Origin of the sequence: Streptomyces sp. NPDC085931, assembly GCF_044540565.1 — a bacterium.
In the GTDB taxonomy this organism is placed as follows: Bacteria; Actinomycetota; Actinomycetes; order Streptomycetales; family Streptomycetaceae; genus Streptomyces.
Genome location: NZ_JBITSK010000005.1, coordinates 503,129 through 523,406 on the forward strand (window position 1 = coordinate 503,129; position 20,278 = coordinate 523,406).

Annotated in this window: 18 protein-coding genes, 1 pseudogene and 1 riboswitch; of the genes and pseudogenes, 11 read left to right on the forward strand and 8 right to left on the reverse strand. The window is 71.3% G+C overall.

Going from position 1 to position 20,278, the window contains the following annotated elements; translation table 11 throughout:
• The first annotated feature begins 243 nt into the window (after nt 1–243).
• From rpsB to ACIGAN_RS13495, 10 genes are all read left to right on the forward strand, one after another.
• Entirely contained in the window at nt 244–1,152 is a 909-nt protein-coding gene (gene rpsB / locus ACIGAN_RS13450; protein WP_365094360.1) for a 30S ribosomal protein S2, read from the forward strand.
• Nucleotides 1,153–1,328: 176 nt separating this feature from the next.
• Nucleotides 1,329–2,165, forward strand: coding sequence for a translation elongation factor Ts (tsf, locus tag ACIGAN_RS13455; protein WP_365094358.1), 837 nt, complete (start codon nt 1,329–1,331; stop codon nt 2,163–2,165).
• A gap of 184 nt (nt 2,166–2,349) precedes the next feature.
• The gene (gene pyrH, locus ACIGAN_RS13460; protein WP_003993277.1) at nt 2,350–3,108 is read left to right on the forward strand and encodes a UMP kinase; all 759 of its coding nucleotides are present in this window, start codon (nt 2,350–2,352) and stop codon (nt 3,106–3,108) included.
• Nucleotides 3,109–3,273: 165 nt separating this feature from the next.
• A complete protein-coding gene (gene frr, locus ACIGAN_RS13465; protein WP_006136598.1) occupies nt 3,274–3,831 on the forward strand; it encodes a ribosome recycling factor in 558 nt (185 codons plus the stop codon).
• Nucleotides 3,831–5,054: a phosphatidate cytidylyltransferase gene (locus tag ACIGAN_RS13470; protein ID WP_399857213.1), complete on the forward strand. Its 1,224-nt coding sequence runs from the start codon at nt 3,831–3,833 to the stop codon at nt 5,052–5,054. Before frr ends, ACIGAN_RS13470 begins: the two co-directional genes overlap by 1 nt.
• A 135-nt stretch (nt 5,055–5,189) precedes the next feature.
• On the forward strand, nt 5,190–6,296 hold the full coding sequence (rlmN, locus tag ACIGAN_RS13475; protein ID WP_365094352.1) for a 23S rRNA (adenine(2503)-C(2))-methyltransferase RlmN: 1,107 nt from the start codon (nt 5,190–5,192) through the stop codon (nt 6,294–6,296).
• Between the two features lie 24 nt (nt 6,297–6,320).
• Nucleotides 6,321–6,426, forward strand: a riboswitch (TPP riboswitch).
• A gap of 124 nt (nt 6,427–6,550) precedes the next feature.
• Complete coding sequence (locus ACIGAN_RS13480; protein WP_399857241.1) at nt 6,551–7,588, forward strand: thiamine ABC transporter substrate-binding protein; 1,038 nt, start codon at nt 6,551–6,553, stop codon at nt 7,586–7,588.
• Nucleotides 7,564–9,228 (forward strand): ABC transporter permease, encoded by a 1,665-nt coding sequence (locus tag ACIGAN_RS13485; protein WP_365739269.1) that lies wholly within the window; start codon nt 7,564–7,566, stop codon nt 9,226–9,228. The genes ACIGAN_RS13480 and ACIGAN_RS13485 overlap by 25 nt, the downstream gene beginning before the upstream one ends.
• Nucleotides 9,228–10,247: an ABC transporter ATP-binding protein gene (locus tag ACIGAN_RS13490; RefSeq protein WP_399857216.1), complete on the forward strand. Its 1,020-nt coding sequence runs from the start codon at nt 9,228–9,230 to the stop codon at nt 10,245–10,247. Before ACIGAN_RS13485 ends, ACIGAN_RS13490 begins: the two co-directional genes overlap by 1 nt.
• A 24-nt stretch (nt 10,248–10,271) precedes the next feature.
• On the forward strand, nt 10,272–11,069 hold the full coding sequence (locus ACIGAN_RS13495) for a maleylpyruvate isomerase family mycothiol-dependent enzyme (protein ID WP_399857218.1): 798 nt from the start codon (nt 10,272–10,274) through the stop codon (nt 11,067–11,069).
• A 110-nt stretch (nt 11,070–11,179) separates the two neighbouring features.
• Here ACIGAN_RS13495 and ACIGAN_RS13500 read toward each other — a convergent pair whose 3' ends face one another.
• The 7 genes from ACIGAN_RS13500 to ACIGAN_RS13530 all read right to left on the reverse strand — a co-directional run bounded on the left by ACIGAN_RS13500 (nt 11,180) and on the right by ACIGAN_RS13530 (nt 18,445).
• Nucleotides 11,180–11,893, reverse strand: coding sequence for an LAETG motif-containing sortase-dependent surface protein (locus tag ACIGAN_RS13500; protein ID WP_365739263.1), 714 nt, complete (start codon nt 11,891–11,893; stop codon nt 11,180–11,182).
• A 147-nt stretch (nt 11,894–12,040) separates the two neighbouring features.
• A complete protein-coding gene (locus tag ACIGAN_RS13505) occupies nt 12,041–13,162 on the reverse strand; it encodes an LOG family protein (protein WP_399857220.1) in 1,122 nt (373 codons plus the stop codon).
• 24 nt (nt 13,163–13,186) lie between these two features.
• Nucleotides 13,187–13,594 (reverse strand): VOC family protein, encoded by a 408-nt coding sequence (locus tag ACIGAN_RS13510; protein WP_365094334.1) that lies wholly within the window; start codon nt 13,592–13,594, stop codon nt 13,187–13,189.
• Between the two features lie 147 nt (nt 13,595–13,741).
• On the reverse strand, nt 13,742–15,574 hold the full coding sequence (locus tag ACIGAN_RS13515; protein ID WP_399857222.1) for a hypothetical protein: 1,833 nt from the start codon (nt 15,572–15,574) through the stop codon (nt 13,742–13,744).
• A complete protein-coding gene (locus tag ACIGAN_RS13520; protein WP_365739255.1) occupies nt 15,556–16,305 on the reverse strand; it encodes an ABC transporter ATP-binding protein in 750 nt (249 codons plus the stop codon). Before ACIGAN_RS13520 ends, ACIGAN_RS13515 begins: the two co-directional genes overlap by 19 nt.
• Before the next feature lie 219 nt (nt 16,306–16,524).
• Nucleotides 16,525–17,892, reverse strand: a complete 1,368-nt coding sequence (locus ACIGAN_RS13525) for an aspartate aminotransferase family protein (RefSeq protein WP_365094501.1) — start codon at nt 17,890–17,892, stop codon at nt 16,525–16,527.
• Between the two features lie 13 nt (nt 17,893–17,905).
• A complete protein-coding gene (locus ACIGAN_RS13530) occupies nt 17,906–18,445 on the reverse strand; it encodes an Lrp/AsnC family transcriptional regulator (protein ID WP_365094326.1) in 540 nt (179 codons plus the stop codon).
• A gap of 164 nt (nt 18,446–18,609) precedes the next feature.
• On the opposite strand from ACIGAN_RS13530, the gene ACIGAN_RS13535 reads away from it, so the two are divergent.
• Nucleotides 18,610–20,049 carry a gamma-aminobutyraldehyde dehydrogenase gene (locus ACIGAN_RS13535; protein WP_399857225.1) on the forward strand — a complete coding sequence of 480 codons (1,440 nt, stop codon included), beginning with the start codon at nt 18,610–18,612 and terminating at the stop codon, nt 20,047–20,049.
• 115 nt (nt 20,050–20,164) lie between these two features.
• Here the strand turns inward: ACIGAN_RS13535 and ACIGAN_RS13540 are convergent.
• Nucleotides 20,165–20,278: pseudogene (locus ACIGAN_RS13540) on the reverse strand (IS481 family transposase); the annotation flags it as partial.

Here is a 20,278-nt window from a genome sequence, read left to right on the forward strand (position 1 = left end):
CGCCCGGGCCTGTGGACCGGCGCCCGGTTGTGGACAACGGCGTCACCCGGGACCTCCCGGGTCCCGTACACTTCTGGTGGCGACCCGGGCCACCGGGTCGACTTCGCACGCCCCGATACGAGCTTCGGCAACGGGCCGTATCAGCGCCCCTCGGTCCCCAGTGGCACGGCGCGCAGTGGGCGTCAGGCGCGGAAGCCGTCCGGCATCCGCGGCACAACCGAGAACATTCAAGGAGTTACGGCCATGGCCGTCGTCACGATGCGGGAGCTGCTGGAGAGCGGCGTCCACTTCGGTCACCAGACCCGTCGTTGGAACCCGAAGATGAAGCGGTTCATCTTCACGGAGCGCAACGGCATCTACATCATCGACCTGCTCCAGTCGCTGTCGTACATCGACCGCGCCTACGAGTTCGTCAAGGAGACCGTCGCCCACGGCGGCACGGTCATGTTCGTCGGCACCAAGAAGCAGGCGCAGGAGGCCATCGCCGAGCAGGCCACCCGCGTCGGCATGCCCTACGTCAACCAGCGCTGGCTGGGCGGCATGCTCACCAACTTCTCGACCGTCTACAAGCGCCTGCAGCGCCTGAAGGAGCTCGAGCAGATCGACTTCGAGGACGTCGCGTCCTCCGGTCTGACCAAGAAGGAGCTGCTGGTCCTCTCCCGCGAGAAGGCCAAGCTGGAGAAGACCCTCGGCGGTATCCGCGAGATGCAGAAGGTGCCCAGCGCCGTCTGGATCGTGGACACCAAGAAGGAGCACATCGCCGTTGGTGAGGCCCGGAAGCTGAACATCCCGGTGGTCGCGATCCTCGACACCAACTGCGACCCCGACGAGGTCGACTACAAGATCCCGGGCAACGACGACGCGATCCGCTCCGTCACCCTGCTCACCCGCGTCATCGCCGACGCCGTCGCCGAGGGCCTCATCGCCCGCAGCGGTGTCGCCACCGAGGGCAAGGGCGAGAAGGCCGCCGGCGAGCCGCTGGCCGAGTGGGAGCGCGACCTGCTCGAGGGCGAGAAGAAGGCCGACGAGGCCGCCCCCGCCGCCGAGGCTGCCCCGGCCGCCGAGGCTGCTCCGGCCGCTGACGCCGCTCCGGCCGCCGAGGCCGAGAAGCCGGCCGAGGACGAGAAGCCGGCCGAGGCCGAGCAGGCCTGACCCGTCAGTCCGCGTTGACGGCGGGAGCGGCACTCCATCACCAGGCGCCTTCGGCGCGATGAAGTCCGCTCCCGCCGTTCACCCGTAGGTCGGCGGAAGGACAGCGCCCCCGGGCTCCATGGGGGTGCATCCCGCAGATCTTCGATCTTCCGACTTCGAGAAAGATTCACAGACTCATGGCGAACTACACCGCCGCCGACGTCAAGAAGCTCCGCGAGCTCACGGGCGCCGGCATGATGGACTGCAAGAAGGCGCTGGACGAGGCCGAGGGCAACGTCGAGAAGGCCGTCGAGGCGCTCCGGATCAAGGGCCAGAAGGGCGTCGCCAAGCGCGAGGGCCGCTCCGCCGAGAACGGCGCCGTGGTCTCGGTCATCGCCGACGACAACTCCTCCGGCGTCCTCGTCGAGCTGAAGTGCGAGACGGACTTCGTCGCCAAGGGCGAGAAGTTCCAGAGCGTCGCCAACCAGATCGCCCAGCACGTCGCCAAGACCTCCCCGGCCGACCTGGAGGCCCTGCTCGCCTCCGAGATCGAGGCCGGCAAGACCGTCCAGGCGTTCGTCGACGAGGCCAACGCCAACCTGGGCGAGAAGATCGTCCTGGACCGCTTCGCGCAGTTCGCCGACGGCTACGTCACGGCGTACATGCACCGCACGATGCCCGACCTGCCCCCGCAGATCGGTGTCCTCGTCGAGCTGGACAAGCCGAACGCGGAGATCGCCAAGGGCGTCGCCCAGCACATCGCCGCCTTCGCGCCGAAGTACCTCTCCAAGGAGGACGTGCCGGCCGAGGTCGTCGAGTCCGAGCGCCGCGTCGCCGAGGAGACCACCCGCGCCGAGGGCAAGCCCGAGGCCGCCCTGCCGAAGATCGTCGAGGGTCGCCTCAACGGCTTCTTCAAGGACGCCACGCTGCTCGGCCAGCCGTACGCGCTCGACAACAAGAAGTCCGTCCAGAAGGTCCTGGACGAGGCCGGTGTCACCCTGAAGCGCTTCACGCGCATCAAGGTCGGCATCTGAGTCCGTACCGCGATCGACGCGCGGCCCCGATAGGGTCGACAGCAGTCGTCCGCGTACGCCGTCACAGGGGTGACGGACGACAGCAGATCTGACGAGGAGGCCATTGCCGTATGGGATGCGAAACACGCCCCACCGGCAATGGCCTTCTTCGTATGTGCACCACGTGAAAGAGGCGGGATCCCCCATGACCACCAAGGCCCAGAAGAGCGACGACGGCAAAGTACGCGGCCGGTTTCTGCTGAAGCTGTCCGGAGAGGCCTTCTCCGGCGGTGGCGGCCTGGGCGTCGACCCCGACGTGGTGCACAAGATCGCCCGCGAGATCGCGGCCGTCGTGCGTGACGGCGCGCAGATCGCGGTCGTCATCGGCGGCGGCAACTTCTTCCGCGGCGCCGAACTGCAGCAGCGCGGCATGGACCGGGCCCGCTCCGACTACATGGGCATGCTCGGCACGGTCATGAACTGCCTCGCCCTGCAGGACTTCCTGGAGAAGGTCGGCGTGGACTGCCGTGTGCAGACCGCCATCACCATGGGCCAGGTCGCCGAGCCGTACATCCCGCTGCGCGCCGTGCGCCACCTGGAGAAGGGCCGTGTGGTGATCTTCGGCGCCGGTATGGGCATGCCCTACTTCTCCACCGACACCACCGCCGCCCAGCGCGCCCTGGAGATCGACGCCGAGGCGCTGCTGATGGGCAAGAACGGCGTGGACGGGGTCTACGACTCCGACCCGAAGACCAACCCGGACGCCGTGAAGTTCGACCACCTCGGCTACGGCGAGGTCATCACCCGCGACCTGAAGGTCGCCGACGCCACGGCCGTGACGCTGTGCCGCGACAACAAGCTCCCGATCGTGGTCTTCGAGCTGCTCGCGGAGGGCAACATCGCCCGCGCCGTCAAGGGTGAGAAGATCGGCACGCTGGTGGGGGACCCCGGCAGCCGGGACTGAGACACCGGAACAACCCCGTCCGGGGGACGGACGGGACGGAGCCGGGCCGGGGGATGGACAATGTCCTACCGGTCGGGAACCGTGCCAGAAGAAGACGCGACGCAGCCGGCCGCCGCCCCACATGGAACCGCAGCCGGGCCTACTCAAGACACGCAGGAGCAAGTGGTGATCGAAGAGACCCTCCTCGAGGCCGAGGAGAAGATGGAGAAGGCCGTCGTGGTCGCCAAGGAGGACTTCGCCGCGATCCGCACCGGCCGTGCGCACCCGGCGATGTTCAACAAGATCGTGGCCGACTACTACGGCGCGCCGACGCCGATCAACCAGCTGGCCTCGTTCTCCGTGCCCGAGCCGCGCATGGCCGTGGTGACGCCGTTCGACAAGAGCGCGCTGCGCAACATCGAGCAGGCCATCCGCGACTCCGACCTGGGCGTCAACCCGAGCAACGACGGCAACATCATCCGGGTGGTGTTCCCCGAGCTGACCGAGGAGCGCCGCCGCGAGTACATCAAGGTCGCCAAGGGCAAGGGCGAGGACGCGAAGATCTCGATCCGCTCCGTGCGCCGCAAGGCCAAGGAAGCGATCGACAAGCTGATCAAGGACGGCGAGGTCGGCGAGGACGAGGGCCGCCGTGCGGAGAAGGAGCTCGACGACACCACCGCGAAGTACGTCGCGCAGGTGGACGAGCTCCTGAAGCACAAGGAAGCAGAGCTCCTCGAGGTCTGATGAACGACTCTTCCTGGGGGGCGCCGCCACAGGCCGGGTACTGGGGGCCCACCGACCAAGGGCACGGCCCCGGACCCGCGCCGGGCCCGGGCCACGGGCCCACGACGGGCCACGGGCCCGTGCCGGCTCATGGGCCCGTTCAGGGCCATGGGCCGGTACAGAGTCACGGGCCCGTGCAGAGTCACGGCCACGGACACGTCCGAGGGGCCGTCCCGGCGGGTCCCGCATACGATGCGCGGGAGGCGCCTCACACTCGCCCCATGCCCATCGTGCCCGACCTGGCCGCACACGGCGGAAACCAGGATGACGACCGGAGGACCGCCACGCCGGGTGGCCCCCCGGTCCGCAACGAGACGAACCCGGAGCCCATGCCCGACGCCTCACAGCCGGCCCCCAAGCCGCAGAAGAAGAGCGCGGGTCGCGACCTCAGTGCCGCGATAGGGGTGGGCGTCGGGCTCGGCGCGGTGATCGTCGCCTCGCTGTTCATCGTCAAGGCTGTCTTCGTCGGGGTCGTCGCGGTCGCCGTGGTAGTGGGCCTGTGGGAGCTGACCAAGCGGCTGGACGAACGCAAGGGCATCCGGGCGCCGCTCGTGCCGCTCGCGCTCGGCGGTGCCGCGATGGTCGTCGCCGGCTACGTCCGGGGTGCCGAGGGCGCGTGGGTGGCCATGGCGCTGACGGCCCTGGCCGTGCTCGTCTGGCGCATGACGGAACCGCCCGAGAACTACCTCCGGGACGTCACGGCGGGCGTCTTCGCGGCGTTTTACGTGCCGTTCCTGGCGACGTTCGTCGCGATGATGCTGACCGCGGACGACGGGCCGCAGCGGGTGCTCACCTTCCTGCTGCTCACCGTCGTCAGCGACACCGGGGCCTACGCCGTCGGCTGGCGCTTCGGCCGGACCAAGCTCGCGCCGCGCATCAGCCCCGGCAAGACCCGCGAGGGCCTGGCCGGCGCGGTGTCCTTCGCCATGGTCGTGGGCGCGCTGTGCATGCAGTTCCTCATCGACGACGGCGCCTGGTGGCAGGGTCTGGTCCTCGGCCTCGCGGTCGCGGTCAGCGCGACGCTCGGCGACCTCGGCGAGTCCATGATCAAGCGGGACCTCGGCATCAAGGACATGGGCACGCTGCTGCCGGGCCACGGCGGCATCATGGACCGGCTCGACTCGCTGCTGCCGACCGCTCCGGTCGTCTGGCTGCTGCTGGTCCTCTTCGTCGGCTCCGGCTGAACGGAACCGATCCCTGGAGCGAGCCTCCGTCCGGTGCCGGGCGGGGGCTCGCCGCCGTTGTACTCACCGCAGGTGACCACCCCCACCCCGCTCCCGCCAGGGCACCCGGCGTCGATCTGCCACACTGGAAGGGTTATGCCTGCACCCGGAGAACTCACTTTCGTTGCCCCGCGCGGAGCCAAGAAGCCGCCGCGGCATCTTGCCGATCTCACTCCTGCCGAGCGCAAGGAGGCCGTTGCCGCTGTCGGGGAGAAGCCGTTTCGTGCCAAGCAGCTCTCGCAGCACTACTTCGCGCGGTACGCGCATGATCCGGAGCAGTGGACCGACATCCCCGCCGGGTCCCGGGAGCGGCTGCGCGAAGCGCTGCTGCCCGAGCTGATGACCGTCGTGCGGCATCTGTCGACCGACGAGGGCACCACGCGCAAGACGTTGTGGCGGCTGTTCGACGGGACGCTCGTCGAGTCCGTGCTGATGCGCTACCCGGACCGGGTGACCATGTGCATCAGTTCCCAGGCCGGGTGCGGGATGAACTGCCCGTTCTGTGCGACGGGGCAGGCGGGACTGGACCGGAACCTGTCCACCGCCGAGATCGTGCACCAGATCGTGGACGGGATGCGCGCCCTGCGGGACGGGGAGGTCCCCGGCGGTCCGGCGCGGCTGAGCAACATCGTGTTCATGGGCATGGGCGAGCCCCTCGCGAACTACAACCGGGTCGTCGGCGCCATCCGGCGGCTCACCGACCCCGAGCCCGACGGGCTGGGGCTCTCGCAGCGCGGGATCACCGTGTCGACGGTCGGGCTCGTCCCGGCCATCCACCGGTTCGCCGACGAGGGCTTCAAGTGCCGCCTGGCCATCTCGCTGCACGCCCCGGACGACGAGCTGCGCGACACCCTCGTACCCGTGAACACGCGGTGGAAGGTGCGCGAGGTGCTGGACGCCGGTTTCGAGTACAGCGCCAGGTCCGGGCGCCGGCTGTCCATCGAGTACGCGCTGATCCGGGACATCAACGACCAGGCCTGGCGCGGGGACCGGCTCGGCCGGATGCTCAAGGGCCGGCCCGTGCACGTCAACCTCATCCCGCTGAACCCGACGCCCGGGTCGAAGTGGACGGCCTCCCGGCCGGAGGACGAGAAGGCGTTCGTGGAGGCCATCGCCGCGCACGGTGTGCCGGTGACGATCCGGGACACCCGTGGTCAGGAGATCGACGGGGCGTGTGGTCAGCTCGCCGCCACCGAACGGTAGTCTGACCGTCGTAAGAACATCTGCATATTCCGACAGGGGAGCGCCACAGCGCTGAGAGTGCGGCACCAGCCGCAGACCCTCCGAACCTGGCCCAGGTCATTCTGGGTAGGGAGATCGGTCGCCACTCGAGCTGTTGCGCCCTGCCCGGGACGGCGGAAGTCCCGGGCAGGGCCGCGTCTTCTCCTGGTCACTCCAGGAGGAATCCAGTGAGCATCAACGCGAAGCGCCTGACGGCCGCGGTCGTCGGGCTGGGCATGGCCGGCACGCTCGCCGCGTGCGGGTCGTCCGACGGCGGTCAGGGGTCCGGCGACTCCAAGACCGTGACGCTGGTCAGCCACGACTCGTGGGCCGCGTCCAAGGGCGTCATCGCCGCCTTCGAGAAGCAGTCCGGCTACCGGGTCCGCGTCCTGAAGGACGGCGACGCCGGGCAGGCCGTCAACAAGGCCATCCTCACCAAGGACAACCCGCAGGGCGACGTCTTCTTCGGCGTCGACAACACCCTGCTCTCCCGCGCCCTCGACAACGGCCTCTTCCAGCCGTACGAGGCGAAGGGCTCGGAGCGGATCAAGGCCGAGTACCGGGTCGACCAGGGCAAGCACCGCGTCACGCCCGTCGACACCGGCGACATCTGCGTCAACTACGACAAGAAGTACTTCGCCGACCGGGACCTGCGGCCGCCGCGCAGCTTCGACGACCTGGTCAAGCCCGCCTACAAGAACCTGCTGGTCACCGAGAACGCCTCCTCGTCCTCGCCCGGACTGGGCTTCCTGCTCGGCACCGCCGCACGGTACGGCGACGACGGCTGGGCGGACTACTGGAAGAAGCTCAAGGCCAACGGCGTGAAGGTCGTCGACGGCTGGGAGCAGGCCTACAACGAGGAGTTCTCCGGCTCGGCCGGCGGCAAGAAGGCGGGGGGCGACCGGCCGCTCGTCGTGTCGTACGCCTCCTCGCCGCCCGCCGAGGTCGTCTTCGCCGACCCGAAGCCCGGCACCGCCCCGACCGGGGTCGCCGAGGGCACCTGCTTCCGGCAGGTCGAGTACGCCGGGCTGCTGAGCAACGCCGGGAACGCCGAGGGCGGCAAGGCCTTCCTCGACTTCCTGATCGGCAAGCGGTTCCAGGAGGACATGCCGCTCAACATGTTCGTCTACCCGGTGACCGAGGACGCCCGGGTGCCGGCGGAGTTCACGGAACACGGGCCCCAGGCGAAGGACCCGGAGACCATGGACCCGGCGAAGATCGCCGACCGGCGTGACCCGTGGGTCAAGTCGTGGACCTCGCTCGTTCTGAAGTGACCGCCCGGACGCGGGGCGCGGCGGCGCGGCTCGGTCTGCTGGCCGTGCCCGTCGCGTTCTTCGCGGTCTTCTTCGCCTACCCCGTCGCCGCGATCGTCGCGCGCGGTCTGAAGGCCGACGGGGCCTGGCACCCCGGGCGCATCGGGGAGGTGCTGGCGCAGTCCGACGTCCGGCACGTGCTGTGGTTCACCACCTGGCAGGCGCTGGTCTCCACGGCGCTCACGCTGCTGATCGCGCTCCCCGGCGCGTACGTCTTCGCGCGCCTGTCGTTCCCGGGCAAGCAGGTGCTGCGGGCGGTGGTGACCGTGCCGTTCGTCCTGCCCACGGTCGTCGTCGGTACGGCGTTCCTGGCACTGGTCGGGCGCGGGGGGCTGCTCGACGAGCTGTGGGGCGTACGGCTGGACACCACCGTGTGGGCGATCCTGTTCGCGCACGTCTTCTTCAACTACGCGGTCGTCGTGCGGACGGTCGGCGGGCTGTGGGCGCAGCTCGACCCGCGGCAGGAGGAGGCCGCGCGGATGCTCGGCGCGTCCCGTGCGCAGGCCTGGCGGCGGGTCACCCTGCCGGCGCTCGCCCCGGCCGTGGCCGCCGCCGCGCTGATGGTCTTCCTGTTCACGTTCACCTCCTTCGGCGTCGTCCAGATCCTCGGCGGGCCCACCTTCTCCACCCTGGAGGTGGAGATCTACCGGCAGACCTCCGAGATCTTCGACCTGTCCACGGCGGCCGTGCTGACGCTGATCCAGTTCGCGGCGGTGGGGGCGATCCTCGCGCTGCACGCCTGGACCGTGCGGCGGCGGGAGACCGCGCTGCGGCTGGTGGACCCGTCCGTGACCGCGCGCAGGCCGCGCGGCGCCGGGCAGTGGGCCCTGCTGGGCGGGGTCCTCGTCACCGTCGTGCTGCTGCTCCTGCTGCCGCTCGCCGTGCTGGTCCAGCGGTCCCTGGACGCGCCCGGACTCGGCTACTACCGGGCGCTGACCCGCGAGGACGGGGGAGTGTTCCTCGTCCCGCCGATCGAGGCGATCGGCAACTCCCTGTCGTACGCCCTCGCCGCCACGCTCATCGCCGTGGTGGTCGGCGGACTGGCCGCCGTCGCGCTCACCCGCCGGGACGCCGGGCGGTTCGTGCGCGGCTTCGACGCGCTGCTGATGCTGCCGCTCGGGGTGTCCGCGGTGACCGTCGGTTTCGGTTTCCTGATCGCCCTGGACGAACCGCCGCTGGACCTGCGGTCCTCCTGGATCCTGGTGCCGCTCGCGCAGGCGCTGGTCGGGGTGCCGTTCGTGGTGCGGACCATGCTTCCGGTGCTGCGGGCGGTGGACACGCGGCTGCGGGAGGCGGCCGCGGTGCTCGGGGCCTCGCCCTGGCGGGTGTGGCGGGAGGTGGACCTGCCGCTGGTACGGCGGGCGCTGCTGATCGCGGCCGGGTTCGCCTTCGCGGTGTCGCTGGGGGAGTTCGGCGCGACGGTGTTCATCGCGCGGCCCGACAACCCGACGCTGCCGGTGGCCGTGGCCCGGCTGCTGGGGCGGCCCGGGGACCTCAACTACGGGCAGGCGATGGCCCTGTCGACGATTCTGATGGTGGTGTGCGCGGTGGCCCTGCTGGTGCTGGAGAGGCTGCGCACGGACCGGACGGGGGAGTTCTGATGCTGCTGAGCCTCACGGGGGCGACGGTCCGCTTCGGCGGGCGGGCCGTGCTGGACGCCGTCGATCTGGCGGTCGCCGAGCACGAGATCGTGTGTGTGCTGGGGCCGAGCGGCAGCGGCAAGTCGACCCTGTTGCGGGCCGTGGCCGGGCTGCAGCCGCTGGACTCGGGGCGGATCACGCTCGACGGCCGGGACCAGGCGGGCGTGCCCGCGCACCGGCGGGGCGTGGGGCTGATGTTCCAGGACCACCAGCTGTTCCCGCAGCGCGACGTGGGAGGCAACGTCGCCTTCGGGCTGCGGATGCACGGGGCGTCCAAGCGGCGGCAGGCCGAACGCGTACGGGAGTTGCTGGACCTGGTGGGGCTGCCGGGTGCCGGGAACCGGGCCGTCGCCGCCCTGTCCGGCGGGGAGCAGCAGCGGGTCGCCCTCGCCCGGGCCCTGGCGCCGAGTCCGCGGCTGCTGATGCTGGACGAGCCGCTGGGCCAGCTCGACCGGTCGCTGCGGGAGCGGCTGGTGGTCGAACTGAAGGAACTGTTCGGCCGGTTGGGCACCACCGTGCTCGCCGTCACGCACGACCAGGGCGAGGCCTTCGCGCTCGCCGACCGGGTCGTGGTGATGCGGGACGGGCGGATCGCCCAGTCCGGCACGCCTCTCGAGGTGTGGCAGCGGCCCGCCGACGCGTTCGTGGCCCGCTTCCTCGGCTTCGAGAACGTCGTCGAGGCGACCGTCGGTGCGGGGGCGGCGGACACGCCCTGGGGCAAGGTGCCGGTGCCCGAGGGCGCACCGCAGGGCACGCGGACGCTGCTGGTGCGGCCCGCCGGGGTGCGCCTGGTGCCCGTCGGCGCCGGCCTGCCCTGCACGGTGGCCGCGCGCACGTTCCGCGGCACCCATGTCGCCGTCCACCTCCAGCCCGTGGACGCCCCCCGCCTGGAGGCGGCGTGCGCGCTGCGGGCGGCGCCCGAGGTGGGGGACGAGGTCGGGGTGGAGTTCGACGCCGCCGAAATCGTGGTGCTCGACTGACCGGCGACGGCCTAGGGTGCGGGGATGACTCAGCTCGCGCACGACCGCTACTGCGACGAAATCGCCCACCAGATGGGTCTGTTGAGGTCGGTGGTGACCTCCGGGGCCGAGCTGTCCGGCACCGTGCCCACCTGCCCGGACTGGTCGCTGGAGGATCTGGTCCGGCACCTGGGCGGTGCCCTGCGCTGGGTGGAGGTCATCGTGCGGACCCGGGCCGGGGAGGAGGTGCCCGAGGAGCAAGTGCCGGGCTTCGCCGGGCCGGAGGCGCGGGGTGACGCCGCCGCACTGGACGCGTGGCTGGCCGAGAGCGGCGAGCGGGTCGTCGCGGCCCTGCGGGAGGCCGGGCCGGACACCGAAGTGTGGGGCTGGGCGGGCGTCCTGAACGCCGGGTTCTGGGCCCGCCGGGTGACGCACGAGATCACCGTGCACCGCGCGGACGCCGCGCTCGCCGCCGGGCTGCCCTACGAGGTCGCCCCCGAGGTGGCCGCCGACGCGATCGACGAGTGGCTGCAGATCGTGGAGTACGTGCAGCGCACCGAGCCGGACGACGTGGTGGGGGAGCTGCGCGGCCAGGGCGGCAGCATCCACCTGCACGCCACCGACACCGGGCCCGGACTGGACGCGGAGTGGTTCATCGAGCTGACCGGGGACGGTGTCTCCTGGCGCCGGGGCCACGAGAAGGCCACGGTCGCCCTGCGCGGACCGCTCACCTCCGTGCTGCTCGCGTTCTACCGCCGACTGCCCCTGGAGGCACCGGAGGTGGAGGTGCTGGGCGACCGGGAGCTGCTGGAGTTCTGGCTGCGGCGGGCGACGTTCGGCTGAGGCGGCGGCACCCTCGCCACGGGGCTCGTGAGGCTGCGGGCTCGGTGCGAACGGACGTGGCCCGCCCCCCTGCCTCGGGGGACGGGCCACATCGGCATTCTGATGAGGCGTCAGCTCTCGGTCTTCGCCCCACGGCGGCGCATGCCGAAGAACACGGCACCGCCACCGGCGACGACCAGGGCCGCCGCGATGCCGGCGATGACGCCGGTGTTGGAGTTGGCACCGGTCTCGGCGAGGTTCGAGTCACCGGCCGCCGGGGCGGGCGCGTTGCCCGCCGGCGTGGTGCTCTCGCTCTCCGACGGCTCGGGAGCCGGCGTCGCGGTCTCCTCGGCCGGCTTGGACGGGGAGGCCGACGGGGTCGGCGTGGCCGGCGGGGTCGACGCCGGGGGCTCCTCCTCCTTCTTGCAGGCCGTGGCCGGGGTGACGAGGTTCGGCTTGATGTCCTCGTCTACGTACGGAGCGGCCTTGACGTGGATGCGGTACTCCGCGTTCGGCTTCCACTCCTCGGCGAAGGTGATGGTGGTGCCCTCGCGCGAGCCCTTGACGACCTGCTCGCCGACCTTCTTGGCGTCGGCCCCGTTGTTCTGCAGGTAGACGGTGACCGTGGCCGGCACGCCGGCGGGGTCCACGTCGGTGACGGTGATGACGCCCTTGTCACCGTCGCACTTCGCCTCGGCGGAGAACTCGTTGATGTTGCAGGCGAGCGCGTTGCCGGAGGCACCGAGCGCGAGCGCGGCCGAGGCCGAGACGACACCGAGGACGCGCAGGGAGCGAGCGACAGTACGGCGCGAGGCCGTACGGCGGGATACGGACAGAACTGCCACGTTTGTCCTTTACAGGATGCGTAATGCGGGGGGTTGGAGGCGGTGTTGACAGAACATCAGCACTACCTGGAGGCTCCCAGGTCTATAAGCGCCGCATAAGTAGTGTCAACGCATATGCCGTGTGCAAGCACTTGCTTTGCCAGGTTATTAACCGCCGAGACGTTTCAACGCCTCCGGCGCCTCCTCGATCCGGTCCACGAGCGCGATCCGCGCCTCCATCGACCGCTTGCTGGCCAGCGACCGCAACAGCGGCCACGCGGGCAGCCGTTCGGTCCAGTGCGCCCGGTTCACCAGCACCATGGGCGTCGGCTCGCCGCGGGACTCGTAGTAGTTGGGCGTCGCGTTGTCGAAGATCTCCTGTACGGTCCCGGCGGCGCCCGGCAGGAACACCACCCCCGCGTTGGACCGGGCCAGCAGGCCGTCCTCGCGGGTGGCGTTGGCGAAGTACTTGGCGATGTGCGAGGCGAAGGCGTTCGGCGGCTCGTGGCCGTAGAACCAGGTCGGGATGCCCACGGAACGGCCGCCGCGGGGCCAGCGGGCGCGTATCTCGAAGGCTGCCGCCGCCCACTCGGTGATCGACGGGGTGAAGTGCGGTGCCTTGGCCAGCAGCCGGAGGGAATCGGTGAGCATCTCCGCGTCGAACGGGGCGGCGTAGGCCCCGAGGTTCGCCGCCTCCATCGCGCCGGGGCCGCCGCCCGTGGCGACCGTGAAACCGGCCCGGGCCAGCTCCCGGCCGAGCCGCGCGGCGCCCGCGTACTCCTCGGTGCCGCGGGCCATGGCGTGGCCGCCCATAACGCCCACGACCCGGGCGCCGGACAGGAGTTCGTCGAGGGCGTCCGAGACGGAGTCGTCGTGCACCGCGCGCAGCATGGACGCGTAGATGTCGCCGTCCGCCTTCGTGCGCTGGAACCAGGCGTAGGCGCGGGCGTCGGGCGTGGCCTCGTAGCCGTCCGCCAGGGACGCGAACAACTCGTCCGGCGAGTAGACCAGGCCGCGGTACGGGTCGAAGGGCAGACCGGGGACCGGCGGGAAGACCAGGGCGCCGTCGGCCCGGATCTTCGCGGCCGCGTCCTCGCGCATGGCGCAGCCGAGGAAGACCGCCCCGGCCGTGTCCGTGGTGAGCAACTCGCGCGTACGGTCCGTCAGATCGACCGCCTGGACGCGGTAGCCGGCGAGGGTGCCGCGTGCCGCGACGGTCGCGTCGAACTCGTCGAGGGTCTCTATCTCACGGTCGTCGTGGTGGGCCGCATGGGCGGGCATCGTCTGCACTCGCCCATGCTGGCACAGCGGCTCTCAGCCCTGGACGGCCGCCGGGTCCATCCACACGACCTCGAAGGTGTGGCCGTCGGGGTCGTCGAAGGCGCGGCCGTACATGAAGCCGTGGTCCTGCGTCTCACCGCTGACGGAACCGCCCGCCGCGACCGCCTTGTCCACGAGCTCGTCGACCTTCTCGCGGCTCTCGGCACTCAGCGCGATCAGCACCTCGCTGGTCTTCGTCGCGTCCGCGATCTGCTTCTTCGTGAACTGCGCGTACTTCTCCTGCGTGTGCACCATCACGACGATGGTGTCGCTGATCACCACCGAGGCGGTCGAGTCGTCGCTGAACTGCTCGTTGATCGAGTAGCCCAGCTCCGTGAAGAACTTCTTCGAGGCGCCCAGGTCGTTCACGCACAGGTTCACGAAGATCATCTGCTGGTACATGCGGGTCTCTCCCAACGGGTCCGTGTCGTTACGTGGGATGAGACCGGGCTCGGGCGCGGGACTCATCGCCGTTCCGGGAATTTCTTCGTACGAGTTTTTGGGCGGGCCGGGGAACCGGGAGACGCGGGCCGGAGCGGGTCAGCGGGGTCAGCGGGCCAGGGGCAGGGCCGCCAGCTCGGCGACCGTCAGGGTGAGCGGACCGAACAGGGCGAGCAGCGCGCCCGCGCGCAGGGCGGCGGCACCGCGCAGCATCGTCGCGGGGGCGCCGAGGCGCAGCAGCGCGTCGGTCGTGTCGGCGCGCACCTGCCTGGTCTCCACGGCGGCCGTGAGCAGCGTCCCGACCGTGCAGCCGGTCACCAGGACCACGCCGAGCACGGTGAGCGGGCCGAGGGACAGACCGTCGGGGGCGTGCAGCAGGGCCATGGCCCACGCGGCCGACAGCACCGCGCTGACGACGCCCAGGGGACGGCCGATGCGGTCGGCCTCCGCCATCAGGATCCGTCCGGCCAGCAGCCGCAGGGCGCCGGGGCGGGCCGACTGCAGGAGCCGTCCGCACAGGTGCGTCAGGCCCGGTCCGGCCAGGGCCAGTCCGACGGCGGCCAGGGCCCAGCCGGCGAGGACGCCGGGGGAGGCGCCGGAGAAGGTGAGGTCGGGGGCGGCCGGGGCGGTGCGGCTCGTGTAGGTCTCCACGGCGAGGCCCGCGGCCAGCAGGGTGATGCCCCAGGGCAGTCCCGTCGGGGCGGCGGTGGGGGAGCCGCCGGGTCCGGGGGTGTCCGGCAGGGCCGCGGCGAGGGCGGCGGGGTCGTCGGCGCCGCGCGGTGCGGCCGGGGACGGGGCGGGCCGCGGGGCCCGCGCACCGTCGGCGCGGGATGCTTCCACCGGGTCCGACGGGTCGTTGCCGGGCCGGCCGCCGCTCGACGCGTCGCCCTCGCCCGCCTGCCGGGCGAGGCCGGGGTCCGCCTGGGCGGCGCCCCCGCGGTTCGGGGCCACCGGGTGCCCGGCCGGATCGCCGTAGGGGATGACCGCCCTCACCGCGTCACGCGCCGGGGTGTCCGCGAGCGCGCTCACGCCGCCGCGGGGGGCGGATGCCACACCGGAGCCGGATTCCGTACCGGAGGCGGAGACCGTACCCGAGGCGGAGCCCTCACCGGAGGCGGGGTGCGCACCGGGGCCGGAGCCTGCGTCGGGCGTCCGGCCTTGACCCGGGCCCGTGCCGGAGGTGAGGACCGCGCCGGACCCGGAGTCCGAGCCCGTCGCCGTCGTCGCCGCCCCGGCCGGTTCGCCCGCGCGTGTCTGCGAAGGCGTGCTCTGAGGTGCGGGGTCGGCGGGGTCGGCCGCACCGCCGGGCACGGGCCGGACGATCTGCCGGCCGAACCGGCCGTACGCCCCGAACGTCTCGCGCTTGCTGTCACGGCGGTACGCGCCGAAGCGGCCGTACATCCTGGACGGCCGGGGCGCGGCCGGTGCCGCCTCCCTCGGGCGCAGGGCCAGCGCCGCGGCCGCCGACGCGCAGACGGGCACGATCGCCAGCAGTGTCAGCGTGCCCGCCACCGGCAGGGGCTGGTTCGAGGCGAGGGGCCCGGCGGCCGCCCCGTCGAAGGGCAGGCCCGACAGATCGCCCCGCAGGTGGAGGAAGACGAGCAGGGCCAGCATCGAGCCGAGCGTGCAGGACAGGGCGGTCGTCGCGGCCGACACGACCATCAGGCGCAGCGGGCCGAGGCCGATCGCGGAGAGGCCGGGGCGGGGTTTCGTGGCGGGGTCGGTGCGTGCCACCGCGACGGCGAAGTAGATCGTGGCGGCCAGCGGGACGGCGCTCCACACCAGCCGTGTCACGGAGTCGGCGGTGGCGCCGGGGTGGCCGAGGGCGTGGCCCAGGGCGCACAGGAACAGGAAGCTCGTGCCCGCCGAGGCCGCCGCGACCAGGAGCCGGCGCAGCTGGACGGCGGGGTGGGCGCCGCGGGTCAGACGGAGAGCGAGCACGCGGCCCGGCCTTCCGCCTCGGCGGTCTCGGCGACCGGCGGCAGGTGCACCGTCTGGACGCGCCGCCCGTCGAGCAGCGACACGGTGCGGTCGGCGAGCGCCGCGGTGTCGGGGTCGTGGGTGGCCAGGACCACGGTGATGCCGTGGGAGCGGGCCGCCGTGGTGAGGGTGCGCAGCACATGGGCGCGGTCGGCGCGGTGCAGGGGCGCCGTGGGCTCGTCGGCGAACAGCACCGAGGGTGCGGTGGCGAGCGCGCGGGCGATGCAGACCCGCTGGCGTTCGGCCTGCACCAGCTGGTGCGGGCGCTTGCGGGCGCCGTCGCCGATGTCGAGGCGCTCCAGCCATTCCAGGGCCGCCGTCTTGGCGCGGCGGCGGCTGGTGCCGCGCAGCATCAGCGGCAGGGCGGTGTTCTCCCAGGCGTTGAGTTCCGGGACCAGGGAGGGGGCCGGGTCGATCCAGCCGAAGCGGTCGCGGCGCAGCCGCTCCCGGGTGAGCGGGCCCATGGTGTGGACGGGCACGCTGTTGAACCAGACCTCGCCGCGCCGCACGGGCACCAGGCCGGACAGGCACCGCAGCAGGGTCGTCTTGCCGCTGCCGCGCGGGCCGCCGACGGCGAGGATCTCGCCCTCGCGGACGCCGAGCGAGACACCGCAGAGCGCGGGCGAGCCGTCGTCGTGCTGGAAGTGCAGGGCACGTGCCCAGAGCACGTCGTTGTCCGGCGGGGCCTCCATGGGCGTACACCTCGGTTCAGATCCGTAGTTCCCGTGCCATCCCCCGTGCGGGGGAACGAAGGCAGGGCCGATCGGTCACTGGGCACGCTAGGCAGAAGGCGGCGCGGCGCCGGACAGCACGCGGCCCCGGGCCGCCGTTTCTCACTCGAACGGGCGGCACCGGGGCCGGTGTTGATCATCCAGGCAGACGATCGGAGCGACGCGGGGGGCGTCGGCCGGTCAGAGCTTGGTCCACGCCTCCGCGAGGGTGGCGCGCAGGATCTGCTCGATCTCGTCGAACGTCGACTGGTCGGAGATCAGCGGCGGGGCGAGCTGGACGACCGGGTCGCCGCGGTCGTCGGCCCGGCAGTACAGGCCGTTCTCGTACAGCTTCTTGGACAGGAAGCCGTACAGGACGCGCTCGGTCTCGTCCGCGTCGAAGGACTCCTTGGTGGCCTTGTCCTTGACGAGCTCGATGCCGTAGAAGAAGCCGTTGCCGCGGACGTCGCCGACGATCGGCAGGTCGTGCAGCTTCTCCAGGGTGGCGCGGAAGGCGCCCTCGTTGTCCAGGACGTGCTGGTTGAGGTTCTCGCGCTCGAACAGGTCGAGGTTGGCCAGGCCGACGGCGGCGGAGACCGGGTGGCCGCCGAAGGTGTAGCCGTGCAGGAAGGTGTTGTCTCCCTTGTAGAACGGCTCGGCCAGGCGGTCGGAGATGATGCAGGCGCCGATCGGGGAGTAGCCCGAGGTCATGCCCTTGGCGCAGGTGATCATGTCCGGCACGTAGTCGAACTTGTCGCAGGCGAAGTACGTGCCCAGGCGGCCGAAGGCGCAGATGACCTCGTCCGAGACCAGCAGCACGTCGTGCCGGTCGCAGATCTCGCGCACCCGCTGGAAGTAGCCGGGCGGGGGCGGGAAGCAGCCGCCCGCGTTCTGCACCGGCTCCAGGAAGACCGCGGCGACCGTGTCCGGGCCCTCGAAGAGGATCTGCTGCTCGATCTGGTCGGCGGCCCAGCGGCCGAAGGCCTCCGGGTCGTCGCCGAAGAGCGGGGCGCGGTAGATGTTGGTGTTCGGGACCTTGTGCGCGCCCGGCACCAGCGGCTCGAACGGGGCCTTCAGGCCCGGCAGGCCGGTGATGGACAGGGCGCCCTGCGGGGTCCCGTGGTAGGCCACCGCGCGGGATATGACCTTGTGCTTGGTGGGCTTGCCGACCAGCTTGAAGTACTGCTTGGCGAGCTTCCAGGCGGTCTCGACGGCCTCGCCGCCACCGGTGGTGAAGAAGACCTTGTTCAGGTCGCCCGGCGCGTGGTGGGCCAGGCGCTCGGCCAGCTCGATCGCCTTGGGGTGGGCGTACGACCACACGGGGAAGAACGCCAGCTCCTGCGCCTGCTTGAAGGCGGTCTCGGCCAGCTCGACGCGGCCGTGCCCGGCCTGCACCACGAACAGGCCCGCGAGGCCGTCCAGGTAGCGCTTGCCCTGGTCGTCGTAGATGTACGTGCCCTCGCCCCGGACGATGGTGGGGACGGGGGCCTTCTCGTACGACGACATGCGCGTGAAGTGCATCCACAGGTGGTCGTACGCGGACTGGGAGAGGTCCTTGCTCACGGCTATCGGGTCCTCACGGTTATCGGGTTCCCCACATGTAGGTCTGCTTCTTGAGCTTGAGGTAGACGAAGCTCTCGGTGGAGCGCACTCCGGGGACGGCCCGGATGCGCCGGTTGATGACCTCCAGCAGGTGGTCGTCGTCCTCGCAGACGATCTCCACCATCAGGTCGAAGGAGCCCGCGGTCATCACCACGTACTCGCACTCGGACATGGCCGTCAGCGCGTCGGCGACCGACTCCACGTCCCCCTCGACGTTGACGCCGACCATCGCCTGTCTGCGGAAGCCCACGGTGAGCGGGTCCGTGACGGCGACGATCTGCATCACGCCCTGGTCGAGCAGCTTCTGGACGCGCTGGCGCACGGCCGCCTCGGACAGGCCGACGGCCTTGCCGATGGCGGCGTACGGCCGGCGTCCGTCCTCCTGCAGCTGCTCGATGATGGCGAGGGAGACGGCGTCCAGCTGGGGCGAGCTGCCGTTCCTGGACTCGCGGGAGGGCTCGCGGTGCTCCCGCGCGCCCTTCTGGTCTGCGCTTCGACTGGCCACGGGGTCACTGTGCACGAGGTCTCGACACTTCCGCAAGCCTCGATCGATGAAATCCGTTGTTTCGGTTGCTCCCTACTGCGGATTCCGTATGAGCGGAGGGAGCGGGGGTGTTGAAAACGTGGGTCGGCCGACTAGGGTGGGTGTCTCAAGTAATGGACATCCGAACTGGAGGGCCGGCAGTGAGCACCGAGCTGCGTCGTCTGCGCAACTACATCGGCGGTGAGTTCCGGGACGCCGCCGACGGACGGACCACCGAGGTGGTCAATCCCGCGACGGGCGAGGCGTACGCGACCGCTCCGCTGTCCGGGCAGGCGGACGTGGACGCCGCGATGGCGGCGGCCGCCGAGGCCTTCCCCGGCTGGCGCGACACCACGCCCGCCGAGCGCCAGAAGGCCCTGCTGAAGATCGCGGACGCGTTCGAGGAGCGCGCCGAGGAGCTGATCGCGGCCGAGGTGGAGAACACGGGCAAGCCGGTCGGGCTGACCCGCTCCGAGGAGATCCCGCCGATGGTCGACCAGATCCGCTTCTTCGCGGGTGCCGCGCGGATGCTGGAGGGCCGCTCGGCCGGCGAGTACATGGAGGGCCTCACCTCCATCGTCCGCCGCGAGCCGGTCGGCGTCTGCGCCCAGGTCGCGCCGTGGAACTACCCGATGATGATGGCCGTGTGGAAGTTCGCCCCGGCCATCGCGGCGGGCAACACGGTCGTGCTGAAGCCGTCCGACACCACCCCGGCCTCCACCGTCCTGATCGCGGAGATCCTCGGCGGGATCCTGCCCAAGGGCGTCTTCAACGTCATCTGCGGCGACCGCGAGACCGGCCGCATGATGGTCGAGCACCCGGTCCCGGCGATGGCCTCCATCACCGGCTCGGTGCGCGCCGGCATCCAGGTCGCCGAGTCCGCCTCCAAGGACGTCAAGCGCGTCCACCTGGAGCTGGGCGGCAAGGCCCCGGTCGTGGTCTTCGAGGACACCGACATCGCCAAGGCCGTCGAGGACATCGCGGTCGCGGGCTACTTCAACGCCGGCCAGGACTGCACGGCCGCCACGCGCGTGCTCGTCCACGAGTCCATCCACGACGAGTTCGTCTCCGCGCTCGCGAAGGCCGCCGCCGACACCAAGACCGGGCAGCCGGACGACGAGGACGTGCTGTACGGGCCGCTGAACAACCCCAACCAGCTCAAGCAGGTCGAGGGCTTCATCGAGCGGCTGCCCGCCCACGCGCGCGTGGAGGCCGGCGGCAAGCGGGTCGGCGACAAGGGCTACTTCTACGCGCCCACCGTCGTCTCGGGCCTGAAGCAGGACGACGAGATCATCCAGAACGAGGTCTTCGGGCCGGTCATCACCGTGCAGTCCTTCCGCGACGAGGACCAGGCGGTGGAGTGGGCCAACGGCGTGGAGTACGCGCTCGCCTCCTCGGTGTGGACCAAGGACCACGGCCGCGCCATGCGGATGAGCAAGAAGCTCGACTTCGGCTGCGTGTGGATCAACACGCACATCCCGCTGGTCGCCGAGATGCCGCACGGCGGCTTCAAGAAGTCCGGCTACGGCAAGGACCTGTCCGCGTACGGCTTCGACGACTACACGCGCATCAAGCACGTGATGACGTCGCTGGACGCGTAGTCACTCCGTTCGGTTCCGACGGCCCCGGGCGCTGCCGCCGCCCGGGGCCGTCCGTCCGCCTGCGGAACTGCCGTCGCTGGACCGCGCGTCTGCGGCGTGATCCGAACGACAGGCCCTAGCTGTATTGACCCGCAGCGTTGTTCACGCGGCTGATCGGTGGGTGGCCGCCGAGTGCGGTGTGGCAGCGGTGGTGGTTGTAGGTGTGCAGGAAGTCTGCCAGGGCTGCTGT